Origin of the sequence: Microbacterium sp. 1.5R (genome assembly GCF_001889265.1) — a bacterium.
Taxonomy (GTDB): domain Bacteria; phylum Actinomycetota; class Actinomycetes; order Actinomycetales; family Microbacteriaceae; genus Microbacterium.
In genome coordinates this window covers 2,707,786-2,725,420 of record NZ_CP018151.1, presented here as the reverse complement: position 1 = coordinate 2,725,420, position 17,635 = coordinate 2,707,786, and the positions used below count along the sequence as shown (strand labels likewise).

The window sequence follows — 17,635 nt, the reverse complement described above, 5'->3', positions numbered from 1 at the left end:
AATCATGAGATCCCCCCTTGCCCGGCATGTAGCCGCGAGTGCTCTGGCTGTCGTCGTCCTGATCGGTGGCGTCTCGGGCTGTGCCTCGCTGCCGGGCGCGTCGAGCCCCGTGCCCACATCGAGCGCAGAGCCCGCGCCGTCGGCGACCGAAACCGGGTCGGAGACACCGACCCCGACGTCGACACCGACTCCGACGCCGACGTCATCGGCGGAGTTCGGCGAGTTCTCCGGTGAGGAGCTGGCGCAGATCTGTGTCGACGCGACCCTCTCGGCGTTCCCTGCCGACGTCGTCTTCTCCGCCGAGAAGACACGCATCGAGCACCGGCTGGTGTCTCCGGAATGGCTCGTCCTGGTCCCCGCACAGGCCTCGGGCCTCGAGGCTCAGGCTCAATGCACGATCGGGGGATCGGCCTCCGCGCCTCAGCTCGGCATGTCCTCGGCATCTCTCGAGCCCCTGCCCGAGGAACAGATCCAGAACCTCATCCGCGGCGAGAACGAAGGCGGCGATCGCTAGTGTGCGACGCGGGGGACTCCGAGCCCTCGTCGACCGAGGCGACGCAGTCGTTCGTCTCTCGCAGGGGAGTGCTTCTCGGCACCGGTTTCGTGCTCGGCGCGGCCGCGGTGGGGTGGGAGTTCTTCTCTCCGACCCTTCGCGCGAGCGCCGAGGGAACCTACCTGCGACCATGCGGGATCGTGCCGATCTCGAGCTCGTGGATGGGGCACAAGAATCGGAATCCGCCGTCGGGCGAGCCGGGCACCGACTACGCGGTCGTCCGAGGCACGCCGATCCGCGCGGCCACCAGTGGGGTCATCGTCGATCGCAAGGACTCCACGACGACGGCGACCGGGCGCTACCTGGCGTTGCGGACGGACGACGGCAACTACATCCGCTACCTGCACCTGCAGTCGAGCACGGTGCCGCTGGGTGCACGCGTCTCGCGCGGACAGCTGATCGCCTATTCGGGTGCGTCCGGTTTCGGAAGCGAGACGGGCTACGGCCCACACGTCCATGTGTCCCTCTGGATCGGCGGAACACCGCTCCAGCTCGGGTTCACCAACTCGGTCGACTTCGAGAACTATGTCGAAGGCGGTCCCATCAAGCCACCATCGGAGGACCCCGTGCCCATCCATCAGTCGAGCACTTACCAGTGGAACGCCGTCGTGCCGAGGGGGCTCTGGACCAGGATCCCGGTGGCCGCAGATCTGTACTGGCTGGCGCACAGCAGTGCGACGGTCAAAGAGACCGGTGACGTCGCGATCTACCTGACGACGGCCAAGGTGACGAAGGGCTTCCAACTGCGCATCGTCGCCGAGACTCTGAATTCCAGCGGAGCCCCGATCGCCAGCGCGCCGCAGCCGCCGTTCGAAGTCCCGGTCACCAGAGCGGAGGCCCCCAACTCGCCGACTTACGGACAGTATTCGCTGCCGTACTTCCTCTCCGGTCCGGTGCGCCTCTTCGCTGAGATCCGCGCGCTGAACACCGGGATCATCGTGCAGGAAGTGACCGTCAAGAAGAACTACTGGCTGTCCTAGACCGGCCCGGATGCGTCTTCCGCCGACCACCGGTTGCGTGCAGAATGAACGTGCGTCGGGGATCCGTCGCACTGATCGCACACAAGGGGGCCCGCATGGGTATCGATGAGACTGTCAACAAGGGCAAGGATCTGTACGAGCAGAACAAGGACAAGATCGCCGAGGCAGTGAAGAGCGAGCAGGCGGAAGACATCAGCGACAAGGTGCTCGACGGCGTCGCCGACTTCGCCAAGAAGATCGCACCGGGTGCCGCTGACAAGATCGACGAGATCCGCGACAGCGCCGACAAGGCCGTCGGCAACGAGTGAGACCACGCGTCTGAGACGCAGAGCGGCGATTCCCCCCACGGGGGAGTCGCCGCTCCTCTGCGTGCGGCACCAAGTATTCGGCCCGCCGGTATCGCGTTTCACGTCCGGGTTCCCTTAGAATGGATGACGATCGCCTGGGGAACTTGCGATCAGGGATGTCGAAGGGGTTCGACTTCCCGAATTCACGCGGTTCGCCGCGTCAAACTGGGGATAACGATTTTGGGGATCATCGTGCGACGCGCGCACTCTGTGCGCTCAGACGTCTTCCCGCCCGCGCGGCGGTCTCTTCGCCGCGCCCTCGGTCGAGGAACCCGGCGTCCCTTCACGCCGGAGTCCTCGCGTTCGGTGTGCCCCCTCGCACTGAACGCCCTCCCCAAGCGGGGCGAGGCATGGGGATGCCTCGCCCCGCTCTCCTCAGCGCGCTGAGGGGTCGTCGGCGGCGTCGATCAGAGGCGCCGATCCGACGGCTGGGGTGCGCACTCAGGGGATGCTCAGCGACTGCGACACGCCCGGGTTTGCACAAGTGAAATCGGCCGTGGCAGAATAGACAGGTTCGACATTCCGGCGCGCTCAGCGTCAGCCGGATCACCATCACGACAGTGCATAGGCGGCGCAGACGCGCAGGGACCTAGGCCGCGGGTGGCAGAACGATCCCGACATCTTCATCACGAGGGCTTCGCCGTGCGCGGCGGAGGTCGGACATCCGCTCGCCGAGGCGTGCGGGATGACAGCAGAACAGTGGTGCAGCAGATCGACTCGCGAGAGCCGTTCGAGTGCCGAGGCGCGAACAGCGCCGACGTGCGTCCAATGCCCCTGGGTCACCCGGCCCAGGTCGGTAAGACGCTTAAAGAGAGAGAGCAGACAATGGCGGGACAGAAGATCCGCATTCGCCTGAAGTCGTATGACCACGAGGTCATCGACACGTCCGCACGCAAGATCGTCGACACCGTGACCCGTGCGGGCGCAACAGTCGTCGGCCCCGTGCCCCTTCCGACCGAGAAGAACGTCGTGTGCGTCATCCGGTCGCCCCACAAGTACAAGGACAGCCGCGAGCACTTCGAGATGCGCACCCACAAGCGTCTGATCGACATCGTCGACCCGACGCCGAAGGCTGTCGACTCGCTGATGCGTCTCGACCTGCCTGCCGATGTCAACATCGAGATCAAGCTCTGAGGTCGGACATGGTTGACATCAACTCCAAGATTTCCAAGGGCATGCTCGGCACCAAGCTCGGCATGACCCAGGTGTGGAACGAGAACGGCAAGCTCGTTCCCGTCACCGTCATCGAGCTCGCCTCGAACGTGGTCACGCAGATCCGTACCCCCGAGAAGGACGGCTACAACGCCGTGCAGATCGCGTACGGCCAGATCGACCCGCGCAAGGTGAACAAGCCGCTGACCGCTCACTTCGAGGCCGCCGGCGTCACGCCGCGTCGTCACGTCACCGAGATCCGCACCGCGGATGCCGCTGACTACTCGCTGGGCCAGGAGCTCACGGTCGACGGCACCTTCGAAGCCGGCCAGCTCGTCGACGTCGTCGGCACGAGCAAGGGCAAGGGCTTCGCCGGTGTCATGAAGCGTCACAACTTCAAGGGCGTCTCGGCTTCGCACGGTTCGCACCGCAACCACCGCAAGCCCGGCTCCATCGGCGCATCGTCGACCCCGAGCCGCGTCTTCAAGGGCATGCGCATGGCCGGCCGTATGGGTGGCGAGCGCGTGACCGTCCTCAACCTCACGGTGCACGCCGTCGACATCGAGAAGGGTCTGCTGCTCGTCAAGGGCGCCGTCCCCGGTGCTCGTGGTCGCATCGTCTACGTCCGCAACGCAGTGAAGGGTGCCTGATCATGGCTGACTCCACTCTCGCGCTTGACGTCCTCAAGGCAGACGGCAAGAAGGCTGGCTCGATCGAGCTTCCCGCCGAACTGTTCGACGCCAAGACGAACATCCCGCTCATCCACCAGGTCGTCGTCGCGCAGCTCGCGGCGGCTCGCCAGGGAACCCACTCGACCAAGCGTCGCGGTGAGGTCTCGGGTGCAGGCCGCAAGCCCTTCAAGCAGAAGGGCACGGGTAACGCCCGTCAGGGCTCGATCCGCGCGCCGCACATGACCGGTGGTGGAATCGTGCACGGCCCCAAGCCGCGCGACTACTCGCAGCGCACCCCCAAGAAGATGATCGCCGCAGCCCTCCGTGGTGCACTCAGCGATCGCTTCCGCGGGGACCGTCTGCACGTGATCGACACGTTCGGCACCGATGGCGCCCCCTCGACGAAGGCAGCCGTGAGCTTCCTCTCGCAGGTCGCCACGTCGAAGAACGTCCTGGTCGTCATCGTGCGCAACGACGAGCTCGCGCTCAAGAGCATCCGCAACCTCAGCAACGTTCACGTTCTGACGTTCGACCAGCTCAACGCCTACGACGTTCTCGTCTCCGACGACATCGTCTTCACCCAGGCCGCGATCGAGGGCTTCATCGCCTCGAAGTCCGGCGCCAACCAGGAGGTCTCCGCATGAGCGAGCAGGCATCTGTTCTCCAGACGGCCCTGAACAAGGACCCGCGCGACGTCATCCTGAAGCCGGTCGTGTCCGAGAAGAGCTACGGTCTCATCGACGAGGGTAAGTACACCTTCCTCGTGGACCCGCGCGCTTCGAAGACCGAGATCAAGCTCGCCATCGAGAAGATCTTCGGCGTCAAGGTCGCAGGGGTCAACACCCTCAACCGCGTCGGCAAGGCTCGTCGCACCCGCTTCGGCACCGGCAAGCGCAAGGACACCAAGCGCGCCATCGTGACCCTGAAGTCGGGCACCATCGACATCTTCACGGCAATCGGCTGATCCGGGGGATAAGGACAATAATGGCTATTCGCAAGTACAAGCCCACGACCCCGGGCCGTCGCGGCTCGTCGGTGGCTGACTTCGCCGAGATCACCCGATCGACGCCGGAGAAGTCGCTGCTGCGCCCGCTCTCGAAGACCGGTGGTCGCAACAACCAGGGCCGCATCACGACCCGTCACATCGGTGGTGGCCACAAGCGCCAGTACCGTGTCATCGACTTCCGTCGCAATGACAAGGACGGCGTCGACGCCCGCGTCGCTCACATCGAGTACGACCCCAACCGCACGGCACGCATCGCGCTGCTGCACTACTTCGACGGCGAGAAGCGCTACATCCTCGCGCCGGCGAAGCTGAAGCAGGGCGACGTCGTCGAGTCGGGTGCTGGTGCCGACATCAAGCCGGGCAACAACCTCCCGCTGAAGAACATCCCGACGGGTACCGTCATCCACGCGATCGAGCTCCGTCCCGGTGGCGGCGCGAAGATGGCACGTTCGGCCGGTGCATCCGTCCGCCTCGTGGCCAAGGATGGCAACTTCGCCCAGCTGCGTCTGCCCTCGGGCGAGATCCGCAACGTCGATGCGCGCTGCCGCGCGACCATCGGCGAGGTCGGCAACGCCGAGCAGTCGAACATCAACTGGGGCAAGGCCGGCCGCATGCGCTGGAAGGGCGTCCGCCCGACCGTCCGTGGTGTCGCGATGAACCCGGTCGACCACCCGCACGGTGGTGGTGAGGGCAAGACGTCCGGTGGACGTCACCCCGTCTCCCCGTGGGGCCAGGCTGAGGGTCGCACCCGTCACGCCAACAAGGAAAGCGACAAGTACATCGTGCGTCGTCGTAACGCCGGCAAGAAGCGTAAGTAGGAGTAAGAGAAGATGCCTCGCAGTCTTAAGAAGGGCCCCTTCGTCGACGATCACCTGCTTCGCAAGGTGGTCGTGCAGAACGAAGCCGGCACCAAGAACGTCATCAAGACCTGGTCTCGCCGGTCCATGATCATCCCGGCCATGCTGGGTCACACGATCGCGGTCCACGACGGTCGCAAGCACATCCCCGTGTTTGTGTCCGAGACCATGGTCGGCCACAAACTGGGCGAGTTCGCGCCCACCCGCACCTTCCGCGGCCACGAGAAGGACGACAAGAAGGGCCGCCGCCGCTGACGCGGTGGCGATAGAGGAGAGAGAAATGGTGGAGTCCATCGCACGCGTGCGACACATCCGCGTGACCCCTCAGAAGGCTCGTCGTGTCGTCGCGCTCATCAAGGGCAAGCAGGCCCAGGAGGCTCTGGCGATCCTGAAGTTCGCACAGCAGAGCGCCAGTGAGCCGATCTACAAGCTTGTCGCGTCGGCCATGGCCAACGCACAGGTCAAGGCGGATCGTGACGGCGAGTACCTCGACGAGCAGGACCTGTACGTGGCTAACGCCTACGTAGACGAGGGGACGACGCTCAAGCGTTTCCAGCCTCGTGCACAGGGTCGCGCTTTCCAGATCAAGAAGCGCACGAGCCACATCACGGTCGTGCTCTCGACGCCTGAGGCGGCTCCGGCCGCTGCAAGCGACAGCAACAAGAAGGCGAGCAAGTAATGGGACAGAAAGTAAACCCGTACGGCTTCCGCCTCGGCATCACCACGGACCACGTGTCGCGTTGGTTCTCGGACTCGACGAAGCCGGGTCAGCGTTACGCCGACTACGTCGCCGAGGACATCAAGATCCGCAACCTGCTGAAGACGCAGCTCGACCGCGCCGGTGTCTCGAACATCGAGATCGAGCGCACCCGTGACCGCGTCCGCGTCGACATCCACACCGCCCGTCCGGGCATCGTGATCGGTCGTCGTGGCGCCGAGGCCGAGCGCATCCGCGGCGACCTCGAGAAGCTCTCGGGCAAGCAGATCCAGCTGAACATCCTCGAGGTCAAGAACCCCGAGGCTGACGCTCAGCTCGTCGCACAGGGCATCGCCGAGCAGCTGTCTGCTCGCGTGGCGTTCCGTCGTGCGATGCGCAAGGGTCTCCAGGGCGCGCAGCGCGCTGGCGCCAAGGGCATCCGCATCCAGGTCTCCGGCCGCCTCGGCGGCGCCGAGATGAGCCGCTCGGAGTTCTACCGCGAGGGTCGTGTGCCGCTGCACACGCTGCGCGCGAACATCGACTACGGCTTCTACGAGGCGAAGACCACCTTCGGCCGCATCGGCGTGAAGGTCTGGATCTACAAGGGTGACCTGACCAACAAGGAGCTTGCTCGCGAGCAGGCCAACGCCCCGAAGTCCCGTCGTGACGACCGTGGTGGCGACCGCCGCCGCGCGCCGCGCAACGAGGCCCCTGTCGCAGAAGGAGCGTCTGCCTGATGCTTATTCCCCGCAAGGTCAAGTACCGCAAGCAGCATCACCCCAAGCGTGATGGCCAGGCCACCGGTGGCACGAAGGTCTCCTTCGGCGACTTCGGCATCCAGGCCCTCACCCCCGCTTACGTGACCAACCGTCAGATCGAGTCCGCTCGTATCGCGATGACGCGTCACATCAAGCGTGGTGGAAAGGTGTGGATCAACATCTACCCCGACCGCCCCCTCACCAAGAAGCCTGCCGAGACCCGCATGGGTTCCGGTAAGGGTTCCCCCGAGTGGTGGGTCGCCAACGTCAAGCCGGGTCGCGTCCTCTTCGAGGTCGCAGGCGTCAATGAGGAGCTCGCTCGCGAGGCCCTCACCCGAGCAATCCACAAGCTGCCGCTGAAGGCACGCATCATCAAGCGCGAGGAGGGCGACGCGTAATGGCGATCGGCACCAAGGAGCTCGCTCCGGCAGAGCTCGACACGTTCGAAGACCAGCGCCTCGTTGAGGAGCTGCGTAAGGCCAAGGAGGAGCTGTTCAACCTCCGTTTCCAGTCGGCCACCGGCCAGCTGGAGAGCCACGGCCGCATCCGCGCCGTCAAGCGCGACATCGCGCGCCTGTACACCGTGATCCGCGAACGCGAGCTGGGCATCCGTGCGACGCCCGCTCCGGTCGAGGCTCCGGCCAAGAAGGCGACCAAGTCGAAGGCGAAGAAGGCGGACTCCGCTGACGACGCCGTGAAGGAAGAGGCTGAGTGATGGCCACCAAGAAGGAAGCTGCCGTCGAGGCTGAGCACGCAGAGCACGATGTTCGCGATGCGGATGCCCGTGGGTACCGCAAGTCGCGTCGTGGCTACGTCATCAGCGACAAGATGGACAAGACCATCGTGGTCGAGGTCGAGGACCGCGTGAAGCACCCGCTTTACGGCAAGGTCATCCGCCGCACCTCGAAGGTCAAGGCGCACGATGAGGCGAACTCCGCCGGCATCGGCGACCTCGTCCTGATCAACGAGACCCGCCCGCTCAGCGCCACGAAGCGCTGGCGTCTGGTGGAGATTCTGGAGAAGGCCAAGTGATCCAGCAGGAATCCCGCCTCAAGGTCGCCGACAACACCGGCGCGAAGGAACTGCTCACCATCCGTGTGCTCGGCGGCTCGCGCCGTCGTTACGCCGGACTCGGTGACACGATCGTCGCGACCGTCAAGGACGCGATCCCCGGCGGCAACGTCAAGAAGGGCGATGTGGTCAAGGCCGTCATCGTCCGCACGGTCAAGTCCACGCGTCGTCCCGACGGCTCGTACATCAAGTTCGATGAGAACGCCGCCGTGATCCTGAAGAACGACGGGGAGCCCCGCGGCACCCGTATCTTCGGACCGGTCGGTCGCGAGCTTCGTGACAAGAAGTTCATGAAGATCGTCTCGCTGGCGCCGGAGGTTATTTAAGTCATGGCGAAGATCAAGAAGGGTGACCTGGTTCAGGTCATCACCGGAGCCACGCAGGAGCGTGGCGGCGACCGCGGCAAGCAGGGCAAGGTCCTCGAGATCCTGTCCGACAAGAACCGCGTCATCGTCGAAGGCGTGAACTACGTCACCAAGCACACGCGCGTCGGACAGACGCAGCGTGGCACCAAGACGGGCGGCCTCGAGACTGTCGAGGCCTCCATCCACATCTCGAACGTCGCACTCGTCGACCCCTCGACCAAGAAGCCGACCAAGGTCGGCCACCGGGTCGAGGAGCAGACCAAGGACGGCGTCAAGCGCACCGTCCGTGTGCGGTACGCGAAGAAGTCAGGTAAGGACCTCTGATGGCAACCACCGACGCTGCGGTGGCTGGCAAGATCCAGCCCCGCCTGAAGGCGAAGTACAAGGCCGAGATCCAGCAGAAGCTGCAGGATGAGTTCGGCTACACCAACGTGATGCAGATCCCCGGTCTGGTCAAGGTCGTCGTGAACACCGGTGTCGGTGAAGCGGCCCGCGACAGCAAGGTGATCGACGGCGCGATCGACGATCTCACCAAGATCACCGGTCAGAAGCCGCTCGTCACGAAGGCTCGCAAGTCGATCGCGCAGTTCAAGCTGCGCGAGGGCCAGGCCATCGGCGCACACGTCACCCTCCGCGGTGACCGTGCGTGGGAGTTCCTGGACCGTCTCGTCTCGCTCGCTCTGCCCCGTATCCGCGACTTCCGCGGCCTCTCGGGCAAGCAGTTCGACGGAAACGGCAACTACACCTTCGGTCTCCAGGAGCAGAGCGTGTTCCACGAGATCGATCAGGACAAGATCGACCGGGTTCGCGGTTTCGACATCACCGTCGTCACCACCGCGAAGACGGACGACGAAGGTCGCGCGCTTCTTCGTCACCTCGGCTTCCCCTTCCGTACGGAAGACGCCCAGGCGTAAGCGGTTTCGGGCGGGGCGCACAGCGCCCCGCCCGATCCCGTACAATTGAAGATTGCGTGTCATCGCAGGCCGTCTGTCGTGTAACGGCAGCCGGAACCTCATGAACAAAGGAAAACAACAATGACAATGACAGACCCGGTCGCAGATCTGCTGACCCGTCTGCGCAACGCGAACTCGGCGCATCACGACTCCGTGACCCTGCCGTCGAGCAAGCTCAAGACGCACATCGCCGAGATCCTCCAGCAGGAGGGCTACATCGCTGGATGGGAGACGACTGACGCTCGCGTCGGATCGAACCTCACCCTGCAGCTGAAGTACGGCCCCAACCGTGAGCGTTCGATCGCGGGCATCAAGCGCGTGTCGAAGCCCGGCCTCCGCGTCTACGCGAAGTCCACCGAGCTGCCCAGGGTCCTCGGCGGACTCGGCGTGGCCATCCTGTCCACCTCCTCCGGTCTCCTCACTGACCGTCAGGCAGAGCAGAAGGGCGTGGGCGGAGAAGTTCTCGCCTACGTGTGGTAATCGAAAATGTCGCGTATTGGACGACTTCCCATCGACGTTCCCGCGGGCGTGACCATCTCGGTCGACGGCCGTGAGGTCGCGGTGAAGGGCCCCAAGGGTGAGCTCACCCTGACGGTCGCCAAGCCCATCGAGGTCGCGGTCGAGGAGAACCAGGTTCTCGTCACCCGTCCCGACGACGAGCGTGAGTCCCGGTCGCTTCACGGCCTGACCCGCACGCTCATCAACAACAACATCATCGGCGTGACCCAGGGCTACACCAAGGGTCTCGAGGTCGTCGGAACCGGTTACCGTGTCGCTCAGAAGGGCAGCTCGGTCGAGTTCGCCCTCGGCTTCTCGCACCCGGTCCTCATCGACCCGCCCGCCGGTATCACGCTCACGGTCGAGGGCACCAACAAGCTCACCGTCAGTGGTATCGACAAGCAGGCTGTCGGCGAGGCAGCTGCGAACATCCGCAAGATCCGCAAGCCCGAGCCGTACAAGGGCAAGGGCGTGCGTTACGCCGGCGAGGTCGTGCGTCGCAAGGCCGGAAAGAGTGGTAAGTAACCATGGCTCTCAAGTCAAAGTCTGACGCCCGCGCGCGTCGTCATGCCCGCCTTCGCAAGAAGGTCGTCGGCACCGAGGCGCGTCCGCGTCTCGTCGTCAACCGCTCGGCTCGCCACGTCTTCGTGCAGCTTGTCGACGACAGCAAGGGTCACACCGTCGCGTCGGCATCGACGCTCGAGACCGACCTGCGTTCGCTCGAGGGTGACAAGACCGCCAAGGCCCGCAAGGTCGGCGAGCTTCTCGCCGAGCGTGCGAAGTCTGCCGGCGTTTCCGAGGCAGTGTTCGACCGTGGCGGAAACCGCTACGCCGGTCGTGTCGCCGCCATCGCCGACGGCGCCCGCGAAGGGGGTCTGGCACTGTGAGTGACAACAAGGAGAACGAAGTGACCGAAGCGGCAGCTGCCACTTCCGAGACTGCCACCGGCACCACGCAGGCAGAGCCGTCTCAGCGCGACAACCGCCGTGGCGGCCGTAGCGACCGCAACCAGGGTGGCCGTGACCGCAACTCCCGCGACCGTGGGGACAACCAGTTCCTCGAGCGCGTGGTCACCATCAACCGCGTCTCGAAGGTCGTGAAGGGTGGTCGTCGCTTCAGCTTCACCGCTCTCGTGGTCGTCGGCGACGGCAACGGTCTGGTGGGCGTCGGCTACGGCAAGGCCCGCGAGGTCCCTCTGGCGATCTCGAAGGGTGTCGAAGAGGCCAAGCGCAACTTCTTCCGCGTTCCGCGCGTCGGCAGCACCATCCCGCACCCCGTGCAGGGTGAGGCCGCAGCAGGCGTCGTCCTGCTTCGTCCGGCCGCTGCCGGTACCGGTGTCATCGCCGGTGGTCCGGTTCGCGCCGTGCTCGAGTGCGCCGGCATCCACGACGTGCTGTCGAAGTCGCTCGGCTCGTCGAACACGATCAACATCGTGCACGCGACGGTGACGGCCCTGAAGATGCTCGAGGAGCCCCGTGCGGTCGCCGCACGTCGTGGCCTCGAGTTCGACCAGGTCGCACCCGCGCGTCTCGTCCGTGCGGAGGCTGACGCCATCGCCGCACAGAAGGTAGGTGCCTGATGGCTGCGCGCCTGAAGGTCACGCAGGTCAAGTCCAAGGTGAGCGAGAAGCAGAACCAGCGTGACACGCTGCGCAGCCTCGGTCTGAAGCGAATCGGTGACAGCACCGTTCGCCCCGACGACGCGCAGACGCGCGGTTACGTCAAGACCGTCGCCCACCTCGTCAAGGTTGAGGAGATCGACTAATGGCTGAGAAGAACGAAGCCGCAGGCGCCGAGAAGGCCCCGAAGAAGGCTGCCGCTCCCAAGGCCGCAGCCGAGAAGAAGCCCGCCGCCAAGAAGGCACCGGCGAAGGCGACCGAGGCCAAGGCCGACGCCGTCAAGAAGCCGGCTGCCAAGAAGGCTGCGCCGAAGAAGGATGCTCCGGCATCCCGCCCCGGCGTGCTGAAGGTGCACCACCTGCGTCCGGTCCCCGGATCCAACACCGCGAAGACCCGTGTCGGTCGCGGTGAGGGCTCCAAGGGTAAGACCGCGGGTCGCGGTACCAAGGGCACCAAGGCTCGCAACACCGTTCGCGTCGGCTTCGAGGGTGGGCAGATGCCTCTGCACATGCGCACCCCGAAGCTGCGCGGGTTCAAGAACCCGTTCCGCGTCGAGTACCAGGTCGTCAACCTGGAGAAGCTCGCGGAGCTGTACCCCACGGGTGGCGACGTCACCATCAGCGACCTGGTCGCCAAGGGTGCCGTTCGCAAGAACGAGAAGGTCAAGGTTCTCGGAGACGGCGACATCGCCGTGAAGCTCACCGTCGCGGTCGACAAGGTCTCGGGTTCCGCCGAGCAGAAGATCGTGGCGGCTGGCGGATCCGTCAAGTAACCACTTCATGAGAGGGGTCGGAGATTCTCCGGCCCCTCTTATGGGTTAGCCTGTTCTTTCAGCCGTCCTTCAGGGATCGGCAACCTTTCAGGAGGACGTCCTTGTTTAGCGCCATCGCGCGGATCTTCCGCACGCCCGACCTGCGTCGGAAGATCGGTTTCACCCTCGCCATCGTCGCCATCTACCGGCTTGGCTCGAATGTGCCTGCTCCGTTCGTGAACTTCCCGAACGTCGAGGAGTGCCTCGCGCTGAACTCCGGGACGGAGGGACTCCTCGGACTCGTCAACCTGTTCTCGGGTGGCGCGCTCCTCCAGCTCTCGATCTTCGCCCTCGGCGTGATGCCGTACATCACCGCGACGATCATCACCCAGCTCCTTCGCGTGGTCATCCCTCACTTCGAGGCTCTGCACAAAGAGGGCCAGGCCGGCCAGGCCCGTCTGACCCAGTACACGCGCTACCTCACCATCGCCCTCGCACTGCTGCAGTCGACGACGCTGGTCACGGTGGCCCGCAGCGGTCAGCTCTTCGGCACCACCGACATCGCCGCGTGCCAGAACCTCCTCACCAACGACGTGTGGTGGGCGCAGCTGCTCATCATCATGGCGATGACCGCCGGCACGGGCCTCATCATGTGGTTCGCAGAGCTCGTCACCGAGCGCGGTATCGGCAACGGCATGTCGCTGCTCATCTTCACCTCGATCGCCGCCACGTTCCCCGGAGCCATGTGGCTCATCTGGGAGAGCAAGGGCTTCGAGGTCTTCCTCCTGGTGCTTCTGGTGGGAATCATCGTCATGGGCCTCGTCGTCTTCGTCGAACAGTCCCAGCGGCGCATCCCGGTGCAGTACGCCAAGCGCATGGTCGGTCGCCGCACCTACGGCGGCACCAACACGTACATTCCGATCAAGGTCAACATGGCCGGTGTGATCCCCGTGATCTTCGCCTCGTCGCTGCTGTACATCCCGGCGCTCATCGCACAGTTCAACACCCCGCAGGACGGCTCCGAGCCGGCAGCGTGGGTCACCTGGATCAGCGCGAACTTCACGACCGGCAACAGCCCGATCTACATGGCCGTGTACTTCCTGCTGATCATCGGCTTCACGTACTTCTACGTCGCGATCACCTTCAACCCGGTCGAGGTCGCCGACAACATGAAGAAGTACGGCGGGTTCATTCCCGGCATCCGTGCCGGTCGTCCGACTGCCGAGTACCTCGACTACGTGCTCACGCGCATCACGCTGCCCGGGTCGATCTACCTCGGCCTCATCGCCCTGATCCCGCTCATCGCTCTCGCCACCGTCGGGGCCAACCAGAACTTCCCGTTCGGCGGCGCCTCGATCCTCATCATCGTGGGTGTCGGTCTCGAGACGGTCAAGCAGATCGACGCACAGCTGCAGCAGCGACACTACGAAGGGCTCCTCCGATGACTCGATCAGCTCGTCTCCTCATCGTCGGTCCGCAGGGCTCGGGGAAGGGGACGCAGGGCGTCCGCATCGCAGAGTCCTACGGCATCCCGGTCGTCTCGACGGGCGACATCTTCCGCGCGAACATCAAGGAGGGCACGCCGCTCGGCCAGCAGGTCACGGCGATCCTCGACAAGGGTGATCTCGTTCCCGACGAGCTCACCAGCGAGATCGTTCGCGATCGCCTCTCGCAGGACGATGCAGCCAAGGGCTTCCTGCTCGACGGATACCCCCGCAATGCCGCGCAAGTCGAGCACCTCGACGCGTTCCTCGGTGCCCGGGGGGAGTCCCTCGACGCCGTCATCCTGCTCGACGTCCCGCGCGAAGAGAGCATCGAGCGTCTCAAGCTCCGTGCAGCGGAGCAGGGTCGCTCGGATGACACGGATGAGGCGATCGCACACCGTCTCGACATCTACGAGCACGAGACGGCCCCGATCCTCGAGGTCTACGGCCCCCGTGGGATCGTCGACCGCATCGACGGCGTGGGCTCGCTCGACGAGATCACCGAGCGCGTGTTCGCGGCGCTGACCGCACGCGGTCTGCGCCTCGCGGCCTGATCACCGAACGATGTTCCGCAAGTCGATCTACAAGAGCGCGGCTCAGCTGCGTGCGATGGTGGAGCCCGGTCTCATCACGGCGGCTGCGCTCGACGCCGTGCGCCCGCTGATACGACCCGGTGTCACGACTCTCGAGCTCGACGCCGAAGCGAACCGTGTGATCCTCGCCCGTGGCGCGGAATCGAACTTCCAGCTCGTTCGCGGATACCGGCACACCACCTGCATCTCGGTGAACGAAGAGGTCGTCCACGGCATCCCGGGTGAGAGGGTCCTTCAGGCAGGCGACATCGTCTCGATCGACTGCGGCGCGCAGTTCCAGGGCTGGAACGGCGACAGCGCCATCACCGTCGTCGTCCCTGATGAGACGCGCCCCGAGCTGGTCGCCCGGCGCGAGGAGCTCTCGCGGGTCACGGAGGGCTCGATGTGGGCGGGGATCGCCGCCATGGCGTCCGCTTCGCACCTCGGTGACATCGGAGCCGCGATCCAGGGTTACATCGAGGCACAGGGCCCGTCAGCCGTCTCCGGCGAGACGTACGGCATCCTGCGCGAGTACGTCGGCCACGGCATCGGACGCAAGATGCACGAGGCGCCCAGCGTCTTCAACTACCGCACGCCCGACCCGGGCGCCGAGGTCAAGCCCGGTCTCGTGCTGGCGATCGAGCCCATGGTCACTGCCGGCAGCGACGAGACCTTCGTCGAGGACGACGACTGGACCGTCTCGACGGTCGACGGCACCGACGGCTCGCACTGGGAGCACAGCGTCGCACTGCACGCGGACGGGATCTGGGTGCTGACCGCGGCAGACGGGGGAGCGGCCGGTCTCGCCCCGTTCGGCGTGACGCCGACCCCGATCGCCTGAAGCCGGCGCTGTCGGTCACGGCGCGATCGGCGATCCAGCGCTCGATCACAACGTGCGCATAGGTTTCTCCGGGCACAATGGGTGTATGGGTGCGCGTGCGCCCGAGGACTTCAAGCCGGGTCCGCCATGGGCGGACCGCGACAGAAACGGAAAGCAATGGCAGCCGCGAAGAGCAACACCAACTGGTTCGTGATCGGCGTCTCGGCGGCAGTGGTGGTCGTGCTGGCCGTTCTGGCCTTCGTCGTCGTGTTCCTGAACAACCAGGCGACCTCCCCGGGCACGGCCCCGCAGAGCTCGATCGTGAACGAGGAGACCGGCGCCATCTCGTTCGGGTCGGGCGAGGACGAGATCGACACCTACGTCGACTTCATGTGCCCCGTCTGCGGGCAGTTCGAGGACGTCTACGGCGAGCAGCTGCAGGCGGCAGCCGCCGACGACAAGATCACGCTGAACATCCACCCGGTGTCGATCCTCAACCGCTACTCGACGACGGGGGAGTACTCCTCGTTGTCGGCCGGCTCGATGTACTGCGTCGCCGCCGAGGCTCCCGACTCGACTCTCGACTACTTCAACCTGCTCTTCGCGAACCAGCCGGAGGAGAACTCGGCCGGTCTCAGCGTCGAGGAGCTGAGCGCGCTCGCCGAGCAGGCCGGGGCGGGCGCCGCGGCTGACTGCATCGCCGACGGCACCTACAACAAGTTCGCCGACTCGCAGACGAAGGCGCATGAGATCACCGGAACCCCGACCGTCGAGGTCAACGGGAACCGCATCGAGAACAGCGAGATCGAGGCGGAGTTCGCCAAGATCCTCGGCTGATCCCGTCTGGTCCGATCAACGGGAGTTCCGGCATTCTGCTCAGGTTGCCGGAACTCCCGTTGTCGGATAACATAGATCCTTGGTGCCTTGCGCCTTGATTCGGCGTGTCTGAATCGGCAGAGGTATCGCAATCCAATCACCCACCGCAGATCGACCGGTCTGCAGAAGCGTCAGCGAGGCTATGGCTAAGAAAGACGGTGTCATCGAGATCGAGGGCGTGATCTCCGAGGCTCTGCCCAACGCGATGTTCCGCGTTGAGCTCTCCAACGGACACAAGGTCCTTGCAACGATCTCAGGCAAGATGCGGCAGAACTACATCCGCATCATCCCCGAAGACCGTGTGGTCGTGGAGCTCAGCCCCTACGACCTGACCCGCGGACGAATCGTCTACCGCTACCGCTGATCGGTCGAGAAGTAACACCCCAGGCACTCAGCCTGCCCGGTGAAGACAGCGAATAGGACACATCATGAAGGTCAACCCCAGCGTCAAGCCCATGTGCGATCACTGCAAGGTGATCCGCCGTCACGGCCGCGTCATGGTCATCTGCAAGAGCAACCCGCGCCACAAGCAGCGCCAGGGCTGAGCGCCCGTCGGCGATGCCGACGGACTCTTCGGATCTGACTCACAACTCAATACACACAACGGCAGGATCAGATCCCACGCGAGTGGGGGACACCTCGGGGCGGAGGCCCGAGCACCGATCCTGCTCCACACCTCCACAACACTCAGGAGAACCGCATGGCACGTCTTGCCGGCGTTGACATCCCGCGCGATAAGCGCGTGGTGATCGCCCTTACCTACATCTACGGCGTCGGCCGTACCCGCTCGGTCGAGATCCTCAAGGCTACGGAGATCGACGAGAGCATCCGCGTGAAGGACCTCAGCGATGACCAGCTGATCGCCCTCCGCGACTACATCGAAGGCAACTACAAGGTGGAGGGTGACCTGCGCCGCGAGGTCGCCGCAGACATCCGCCGCAAGGTCGAGATCGGCTCCTACGAGGGCATCCGCCACCGTCGTGGCCTCCCGGTCCGTGGTCAGCGCACCAAGACCAACGCCCGTACCCGCAAGGGCCCGAAGCGCACCGTCGCAGGCAAGAAGAAGGCCCGCTAAGCGCGGCCCCAGGGACTAGGAGAACACTTTCATGGCTGCACCCAAGGCCGCCGCGCGCAAGCCGCGCCGCAAGGAAAAGAAGAACATCGCGCTGGGCCACGCCCACATCAAGTCGACGTTCAACAACACGATCGTCTCGATCACCGACCCGTCCGGCGCTGTCATCAGCTGGGCATCGTCGGGTGGCGTGGGCTTCAAGGGCTCGCGCAAGTCGACGCCCTACGCCGCTGGAATGGCTGCCGAGTCGGCCGCCCGCCAGGCGCAGGAGCACGGCGTCAAGAAGGTCGACGTCTTCGTCAAGGGACCGGGCTCGGGTCGCGAGACCGCGATCCGTTCGCTGACGGCCGCCGGCCTCGAGGTCGGCTCGATCCAGGACGTCACGCCGCAGGCGCACAACGGCTGCCGCCCGCCGAAGCGCCGCCGCGTCTGATCCGGCTTGTTGAGCCGCTCGGTCCTTCGGGTCCGAGCGGCTCGACGCCCGCCAGCGCGGGCATCGACTCCCAAAACTCAAGACCTCACCCCACCACATGT

The 17,635-nt window shown here is 65.2% G+C and carries 31 protein-coding genes; all 31 read left to right on the top strand.

Translation table 11 applies throughout. The features are described 5' to 3' along the window. Window positions 1-4: 4 nt before the first annotated feature. The 31 genes from BMW26_RS17935 to rpsK all read left to right on the top strand — a co-directional run bounded on the left by BMW26_RS17935 (window position 5) and on the right by rpsK (window position 17,534). Window positions 5-514, top strand: a complete 510-nt coding sequence (locus tag BMW26_RS17935) for a hypothetical protein (protein WP_187250329.1) — start codon at window positions 5-7, stop codon at window positions 512-514. Continuing rightward, complete coding sequence (locus tag BMW26_RS13140) at window positions 514-1,533, top strand: M23 family metallopeptidase (protein WP_072591672.1); 1,020 nt, start codon at window positions 514-516, stop codon at window positions 1,531-1,533. Before BMW26_RS17935 ends, BMW26_RS13140 begins: the two co-directional genes overlap by 1 nt. A 95-nt stretch (window positions 1,534-1,628) precedes the next feature. Next, window positions 1,629-1,841, top strand: coding sequence for a hypothetical protein (locus BMW26_RS13135; RefSeq protein WP_053099214.1), 213 nt, complete (start codon window positions 1,629-1,631; stop codon window positions 1,839-1,841). An 864-nt stretch (window positions 1,842-2,705) separates the two neighbouring features. Beyond that, window positions 2,706-3,014 (top strand): 30S ribosomal protein S10, encoded by a 309-nt coding sequence (gene rpsJ, locus BMW26_RS13130; RefSeq protein WP_017201594.1) that lies wholly within the window; start codon window positions 2,706-2,708, stop codon window positions 3,012-3,014. Window positions 3,015-3,022: 8 nt separating this feature from the next. Beyond that, window positions 3,023-3,682, top strand: a complete 660-nt coding sequence (rplC, locus tag BMW26_RS13125; protein WP_053097486.1) for a 50S ribosomal protein L3 — start codon at window positions 3,023-3,025, stop codon at window positions 3,680-3,682. Window positions 3,683-3,684: 2 nt separating this feature from the next. Then, window positions 3,685-4,347: a 50S ribosomal protein L4 gene (rplD, locus tag BMW26_RS13120; protein ID WP_053097485.1), complete on the top strand. Its 663-nt coding sequence runs from the start codon at window positions 3,685-3,687 to the stop codon at window positions 4,345-4,347. Further along, a complete protein-coding gene (gene rplW, locus BMW26_RS13115; protein ID WP_053097484.1) occupies window positions 4,344-4,667 on the top strand; it encodes a 50S ribosomal protein L23 in 324 nt (107 codons plus the stop codon). Before rplD ends, rplW begins: the two co-directional genes overlap by 4 nt. 20 nt (window positions 4,668-4,687) lie before the next feature. Continuing rightward, window positions 4,688-5,527 (top strand): 50S ribosomal protein L2, encoded by an 840-nt coding sequence (gene rplB, locus BMW26_RS13110; RefSeq protein WP_053097483.1) that lies wholly within the window; start codon window positions 4,688-4,690, stop codon window positions 5,525-5,527. Window positions 5,528-5,539: 12 nt separating this feature from the next. Continuing rightward, window positions 5,540-5,821 (top strand): 30S ribosomal protein S19, encoded by a 282-nt coding sequence (gene rpsS / locus BMW26_RS13105; RefSeq protein ID WP_017829205.1) that lies wholly within the window; start codon window positions 5,540-5,542, stop codon window positions 5,819-5,821. Window positions 5,822-5,846: 25 nt separating this feature from the next. Continuing rightward, window positions 5,847-6,245 (top strand): 50S ribosomal protein L22, encoded by a 399-nt coding sequence (rplV, locus tag BMW26_RS13100; RefSeq protein ID WP_053097482.1) that lies wholly within the window; start codon window positions 5,847-5,849, stop codon window positions 6,243-6,245. Continuing rightward, window positions 6,245-7,000 (top strand): 30S ribosomal protein S3, encoded by a 756-nt coding sequence (rpsC, locus tag BMW26_RS13095; protein ID WP_042538759.1) that lies wholly within the window; start codon window positions 6,245-6,247, stop codon window positions 6,998-7,000. Before rplV ends, rpsC begins: the two co-directional genes overlap by 1 nt. After that, a complete protein-coding gene (gene rplP, locus BMW26_RS13090) occupies window positions 7,000-7,419 on the top strand; it encodes a 50S ribosomal protein L16 (RefSeq protein WP_053097481.1) in 420 nt (139 codons plus the stop codon). Before rpsC ends, rplP begins: the two co-directional genes overlap by 1 nt. Further along, entirely contained in the window at window positions 7,419-7,736 is a 318-nt protein-coding gene (gene rpmC, locus BMW26_RS18050; RefSeq protein ID WP_017829202.1) for a 50S ribosomal protein L29, read from the top strand. The genes rplP and rpmC overlap by 1 nt, the downstream gene beginning before the upstream one ends. Then, on the top strand, window positions 7,736-8,053 hold the full coding sequence (gene rpsQ, locus BMW26_RS13080; RefSeq protein WP_053097480.1) for a 30S ribosomal protein S17: 318 nt from the start codon (window positions 7,736-7,738) through the stop codon (window positions 8,051-8,053). Before rpmC ends, rpsQ begins: the two co-directional genes overlap by 1 nt. Further along, a complete protein-coding gene (gene rplN / locus BMW26_RS13075; RefSeq protein ID WP_053097479.1) occupies window positions 8,050-8,418 on the top strand; it encodes a 50S ribosomal protein L14 in 369 nt (122 codons plus the stop codon). The genes rpsQ and rplN overlap by 4 nt, the downstream gene beginning before the upstream one ends. A 3-nt stretch (window positions 8,419-8,421) precedes the next feature. After that, window positions 8,422-8,781 (top strand): 50S ribosomal protein L24, encoded by a 360-nt coding sequence (gene rplX / locus BMW26_RS13070; RefSeq protein WP_045253837.1) that lies wholly within the window; start codon window positions 8,422-8,424, stop codon window positions 8,779-8,781. Then, entirely contained in the window at window positions 8,781-9,371 is a 591-nt protein-coding gene (rplE, locus tag BMW26_RS13065) for a 50S ribosomal protein L5 (RefSeq protein WP_053097478.1), read from the top strand. Before rplX ends, rplE begins: the two co-directional genes overlap by 1 nt. Before the next feature lie 120 nt (window positions 9,372-9,491). After that, a complete protein-coding gene (gene rpsH / locus BMW26_RS13060) occupies window positions 9,492-9,890 on the top strand; it encodes a 30S ribosomal protein S8 (RefSeq protein ID WP_045253835.1) in 399 nt (132 codons plus the stop codon). A 6-nt stretch (window positions 9,891-9,896) separates the two neighbouring features. Continuing rightward, window positions 9,897-10,433, top strand: a complete 537-nt coding sequence (gene rplF, locus BMW26_RS13055; protein WP_053097477.1) for a 50S ribosomal protein L6 — start codon at window positions 9,897-9,899, stop codon at window positions 10,431-10,433. 2 nt (window positions 10,434-10,435) lie between these two features. Next, window positions 10,436-10,795, top strand: a complete 360-nt coding sequence (rplR, locus tag BMW26_RS13050) for a 50S ribosomal protein L18 (RefSeq protein ID WP_053097476.1) — start codon at window positions 10,436-10,438, stop codon at window positions 10,793-10,795. After that, window positions 10,792-11,487, top strand: a complete 696-nt coding sequence (rpsE, locus tag BMW26_RS13045; protein ID WP_072591671.1) for a 30S ribosomal protein S5 — start codon at window positions 10,792-10,794, stop codon at window positions 11,485-11,487. Before rplR ends, rpsE begins: the two co-directional genes overlap by 4 nt. Further along, window positions 11,487-11,672 carry a 50S ribosomal protein L30 gene (gene rpmD / locus BMW26_RS13040; RefSeq protein WP_042538783.1) on the top strand — a complete coding sequence of 62 codons (186 nt, stop codon included), beginning with the start codon at window positions 11,487-11,489 and terminating at the stop codon, window positions 11,670-11,672. Before rpsE ends, rpmD begins: the two co-directional genes overlap by 1 nt. Continuing rightward, window positions 11,672-12,298 (top strand): 50S ribosomal protein L15, encoded by a 627-nt coding sequence (rplO, locus tag BMW26_RS13035; protein WP_072591670.1) that lies wholly within the window; start codon window positions 11,672-11,674, stop codon window positions 12,296-12,298. The genes rpmD and rplO overlap by 1 nt, the downstream gene beginning before the upstream one ends. A gap of 101 nt (window positions 12,299-12,399) precedes the next feature. Then, on the top strand, window positions 12,400-13,722 hold the full coding sequence (secY, locus tag BMW26_RS13030) for a preprotein translocase subunit SecY (RefSeq protein ID WP_053097474.1): 1,323 nt from the start codon (window positions 12,400-12,402) through the stop codon (window positions 13,720-13,722). Further along, the gene (locus tag BMW26_RS13025) at window positions 13,719-14,315 is read left to right on the top strand and encodes an adenylate kinase (protein ID WP_053097473.1); all 597 of its coding nucleotides are present in this window, start codon (window positions 13,719-13,721) and stop codon (window positions 14,313-14,315) included. The genes secY and BMW26_RS13025 overlap by 4 nt, the downstream gene beginning before the upstream one ends. Before the next feature lie 10 nt (window positions 14,316-14,325). Further along, window positions 14,326-15,174: a type I methionyl aminopeptidase gene (gene map, locus BMW26_RS13020; RefSeq protein WP_072591669.1), complete on the top strand. Its 849-nt coding sequence runs from the start codon at window positions 14,326-14,328 to the stop codon at window positions 15,172-15,174. 156 nt (window positions 15,175-15,330) lie between these two features. Next, window positions 15,331-15,990: a DsbA family protein gene (locus BMW26_RS13015; protein WP_053097471.1), complete on the top strand. Its 660-nt coding sequence runs from the start codon at window positions 15,331-15,333 to the stop codon at window positions 15,988-15,990. A gap of 181 nt (window positions 15,991-16,171) precedes the next feature. Beyond that, window positions 16,172-16,393 (top strand): translation initiation factor IF-1, encoded by a 222-nt coding sequence (infA, locus tag BMW26_RS13010; protein WP_017201569.1) that lies wholly within the window; start codon window positions 16,172-16,174, stop codon window positions 16,391-16,393. 64 nt (window positions 16,394-16,457) lie between these two features. Next, entirely contained in the window at window positions 16,458-16,574 is a 117-nt protein-coding gene (gene rpmJ / locus BMW26_RS13005; RefSeq protein ID WP_033106073.1) for a 50S ribosomal protein L36, read from the top strand. 155 nt (window positions 16,575-16,729) lie between these two features. Further along, complete coding sequence (gene rpsM / locus BMW26_RS13000) at window positions 16,730-17,104, top strand: 30S ribosomal protein S13 (protein ID WP_047524098.1); 375 nt, start codon at window positions 16,730-16,732, stop codon at window positions 17,102-17,104. Between the two features lie 31 nt (window positions 17,105-17,135). Further along, window positions 17,136-17,534: a 30S ribosomal protein S11 gene (rpsK, locus tag BMW26_RS12995; protein ID WP_045253826.1), complete on the top strand. Its 399-nt coding sequence runs from the start codon at window positions 17,136-17,138 to the stop codon at window positions 17,532-17,534. Window positions 17,535-17,635: the final 101 nt, after the last annotated feature.

What these genes read in the sequence shown, in the direction of transcription:
- rplC (WP_053097486.1), top strand. Translation starts at nt 3,023, where the DNA reads ATGGTTGACATCAACTCCAAGATTTCCAAGGGCATGCTCGGCACCAAG.
- rplE (WP_053097478.1), top strand. Translation starts at nt 8,781, where the DNA reads ATGGCAACCACCGACGCTGCGGTGGCTGGCAAGATCCAGCCCCGCCTG.
- rpsJ (WP_017201594.1), top strand. Translation starts at nt 2,706, where the DNA reads ATGGCGGGACAGAAGATCCGCATTCGCCTGAAGTCGTATGACCACGAG.
- rpsS (WP_017829205.1), top strand. Translation starts at nt 5,540, where the DNA reads ATGCCTCGCAGTCTTAAGAAGGGCCCCTTCGTCGACGATCACCTGCTT.
- rpmD (WP_042538783.1), top strand. Translation starts at nt 11,487, where the DNA reads ATGGCTGCGCGCCTGAAGGTCACGCAGGTCAAGTCCAAGGTGAGCGAG.
- BMW26_RS17935 (WP_187250329.1), top strand. Translation starts at nt 5, where the DNA reads ATGAGATCCCCCCTTGCCCGGCATGTAGCCGCGAGTGCTCTGGCTGTC.
- map (WP_072591669.1), top strand. Translation starts at nt 14,326, where the DNA reads ATGTTCCGCAAGTCGATCTACAAGAGCGCGGCTCAGCTGCGTGCGATG.
- rplD (WP_053097485.1), top strand. Translation starts at nt 3,685, where the DNA reads ATGGCTGACTCCACTCTCGCGCTTGACGTCCTCAAGGCAGACGGCAAG.
- BMW26_RS13015 (WP_053097471.1), top strand. Translation starts at nt 15,331, where the DNA reads ATGGCAGCCGCGAAGAGCAACACCAACTGGTTCGTGATCGGCGTCTCG.
- rpmJ (WP_033106073.1), top strand. Translation starts at nt 16,458, where the DNA reads ATGAAGGTCAACCCCAGCGTCAAGCCCATGTGCGATCACTGCAAGGTG.
- rpsK (WP_045253826.1), top strand. Translation starts at nt 17,136, where the DNA reads ATGGCTGCACCCAAGGCCGCCGCGCGCAAGCCGCGCCGCAAGGAAAAG.
- rpmC (WP_017829202.1), top strand. Translation starts at nt 7,419, where the DNA reads ATGGCGATCGGCACCAAGGAGCTCGCTCCGGCAGAGCTCGACACGTTC.
- BMW26_RS13135 (WP_053099214.1), top strand. Translation starts at nt 1,629, where the DNA reads ATGGGTATCGATGAGACTGTCAACAAGGGCAAGGATCTGTACGAGCAG.
- rpsC (WP_042538759.1), top strand. Translation starts at nt 6,245, where the DNA reads ATGGGACAGAAAGTAAACCCGTACGGCTTCCGCCTCGGCATCACCACG.
- rplX (WP_045253837.1), top strand. Translation starts at nt 8,422, where the DNA reads ATGGCGAAGATCAAGAAGGGTGACCTGGTTCAGGTCATCACCGGAGCC.
- rplO (WP_072591670.1), top strand. Translation starts at nt 11,672, where the DNA reads ATGGCTGAGAAGAACGAAGCCGCAGGCGCCGAGAAGGCCCCGAAGAAG.
- rplR (WP_053097476.1), top strand. Translation starts at nt 10,436, where the DNA reads ATGGCTCTCAAGTCAAAGTCTGACGCCCGCGCGCGTCGTCATGCCCGC.
- BMW26_RS13025 (WP_053097473.1), top strand. Translation starts at nt 13,719, where the DNA reads ATGACTCGATCAGCTCGTCTCCTCATCGTCGGTCCGCAGGGCTCGGGG.
- rplB (WP_053097483.1), top strand. Translation starts at nt 4,688, where the DNA reads ATGGCTATTCGCAAGTACAAGCCCACGACCCCGGGCCGTCGCGGCTCG.
- rpsH (WP_045253835.1), top strand. Translation starts at nt 9,492, where the DNA reads ATGACAATGACAGACCCGGTCGCAGATCTGCTGACCCGTCTGCGCAAC.
- rpsQ (WP_053097480.1), top strand. Translation starts at nt 7,736, where the DNA reads ATGGCCACCAAGAAGGAAGCTGCCGTCGAGGCTGAGCACGCAGAGCAC.
- rpsM (WP_047524098.1), top strand. Translation starts at nt 16,730, where the DNA reads ATGGCACGTCTTGCCGGCGTTGACATCCCGCGCGATAAGCGCGTGGTG.
- rplW (WP_053097484.1), top strand. Translation starts at nt 4,344, where the DNA reads ATGAGCGAGCAGGCATCTGTTCTCCAGACGGCCCTGAACAAGGACCCG.
- infA (WP_017201569.1), top strand. Translation starts at nt 16,172, where the DNA reads ATGGCTAAGAAAGACGGTGTCATCGAGATCGAGGGCGTGATCTCCGAG.
- rplF (WP_053097477.1), top strand. Translation starts at nt 9,897, where the DNA reads ATGTCGCGTATTGGACGACTTCCCATCGACGTTCCCGCGGGCGTGACC.
- rplV (WP_053097482.1), top strand. Translation starts at nt 5,847, where the DNA reads ATGGTGGAGTCCATCGCACGCGTGCGACACATCCGCGTGACCCCTCAG.
- rplP (WP_053097481.1), top strand. Translation starts at nt 7,000, where the DNA reads ATGCTTATTCCCCGCAAGGTCAAGTACCGCAAGCAGCATCACCCCAAG.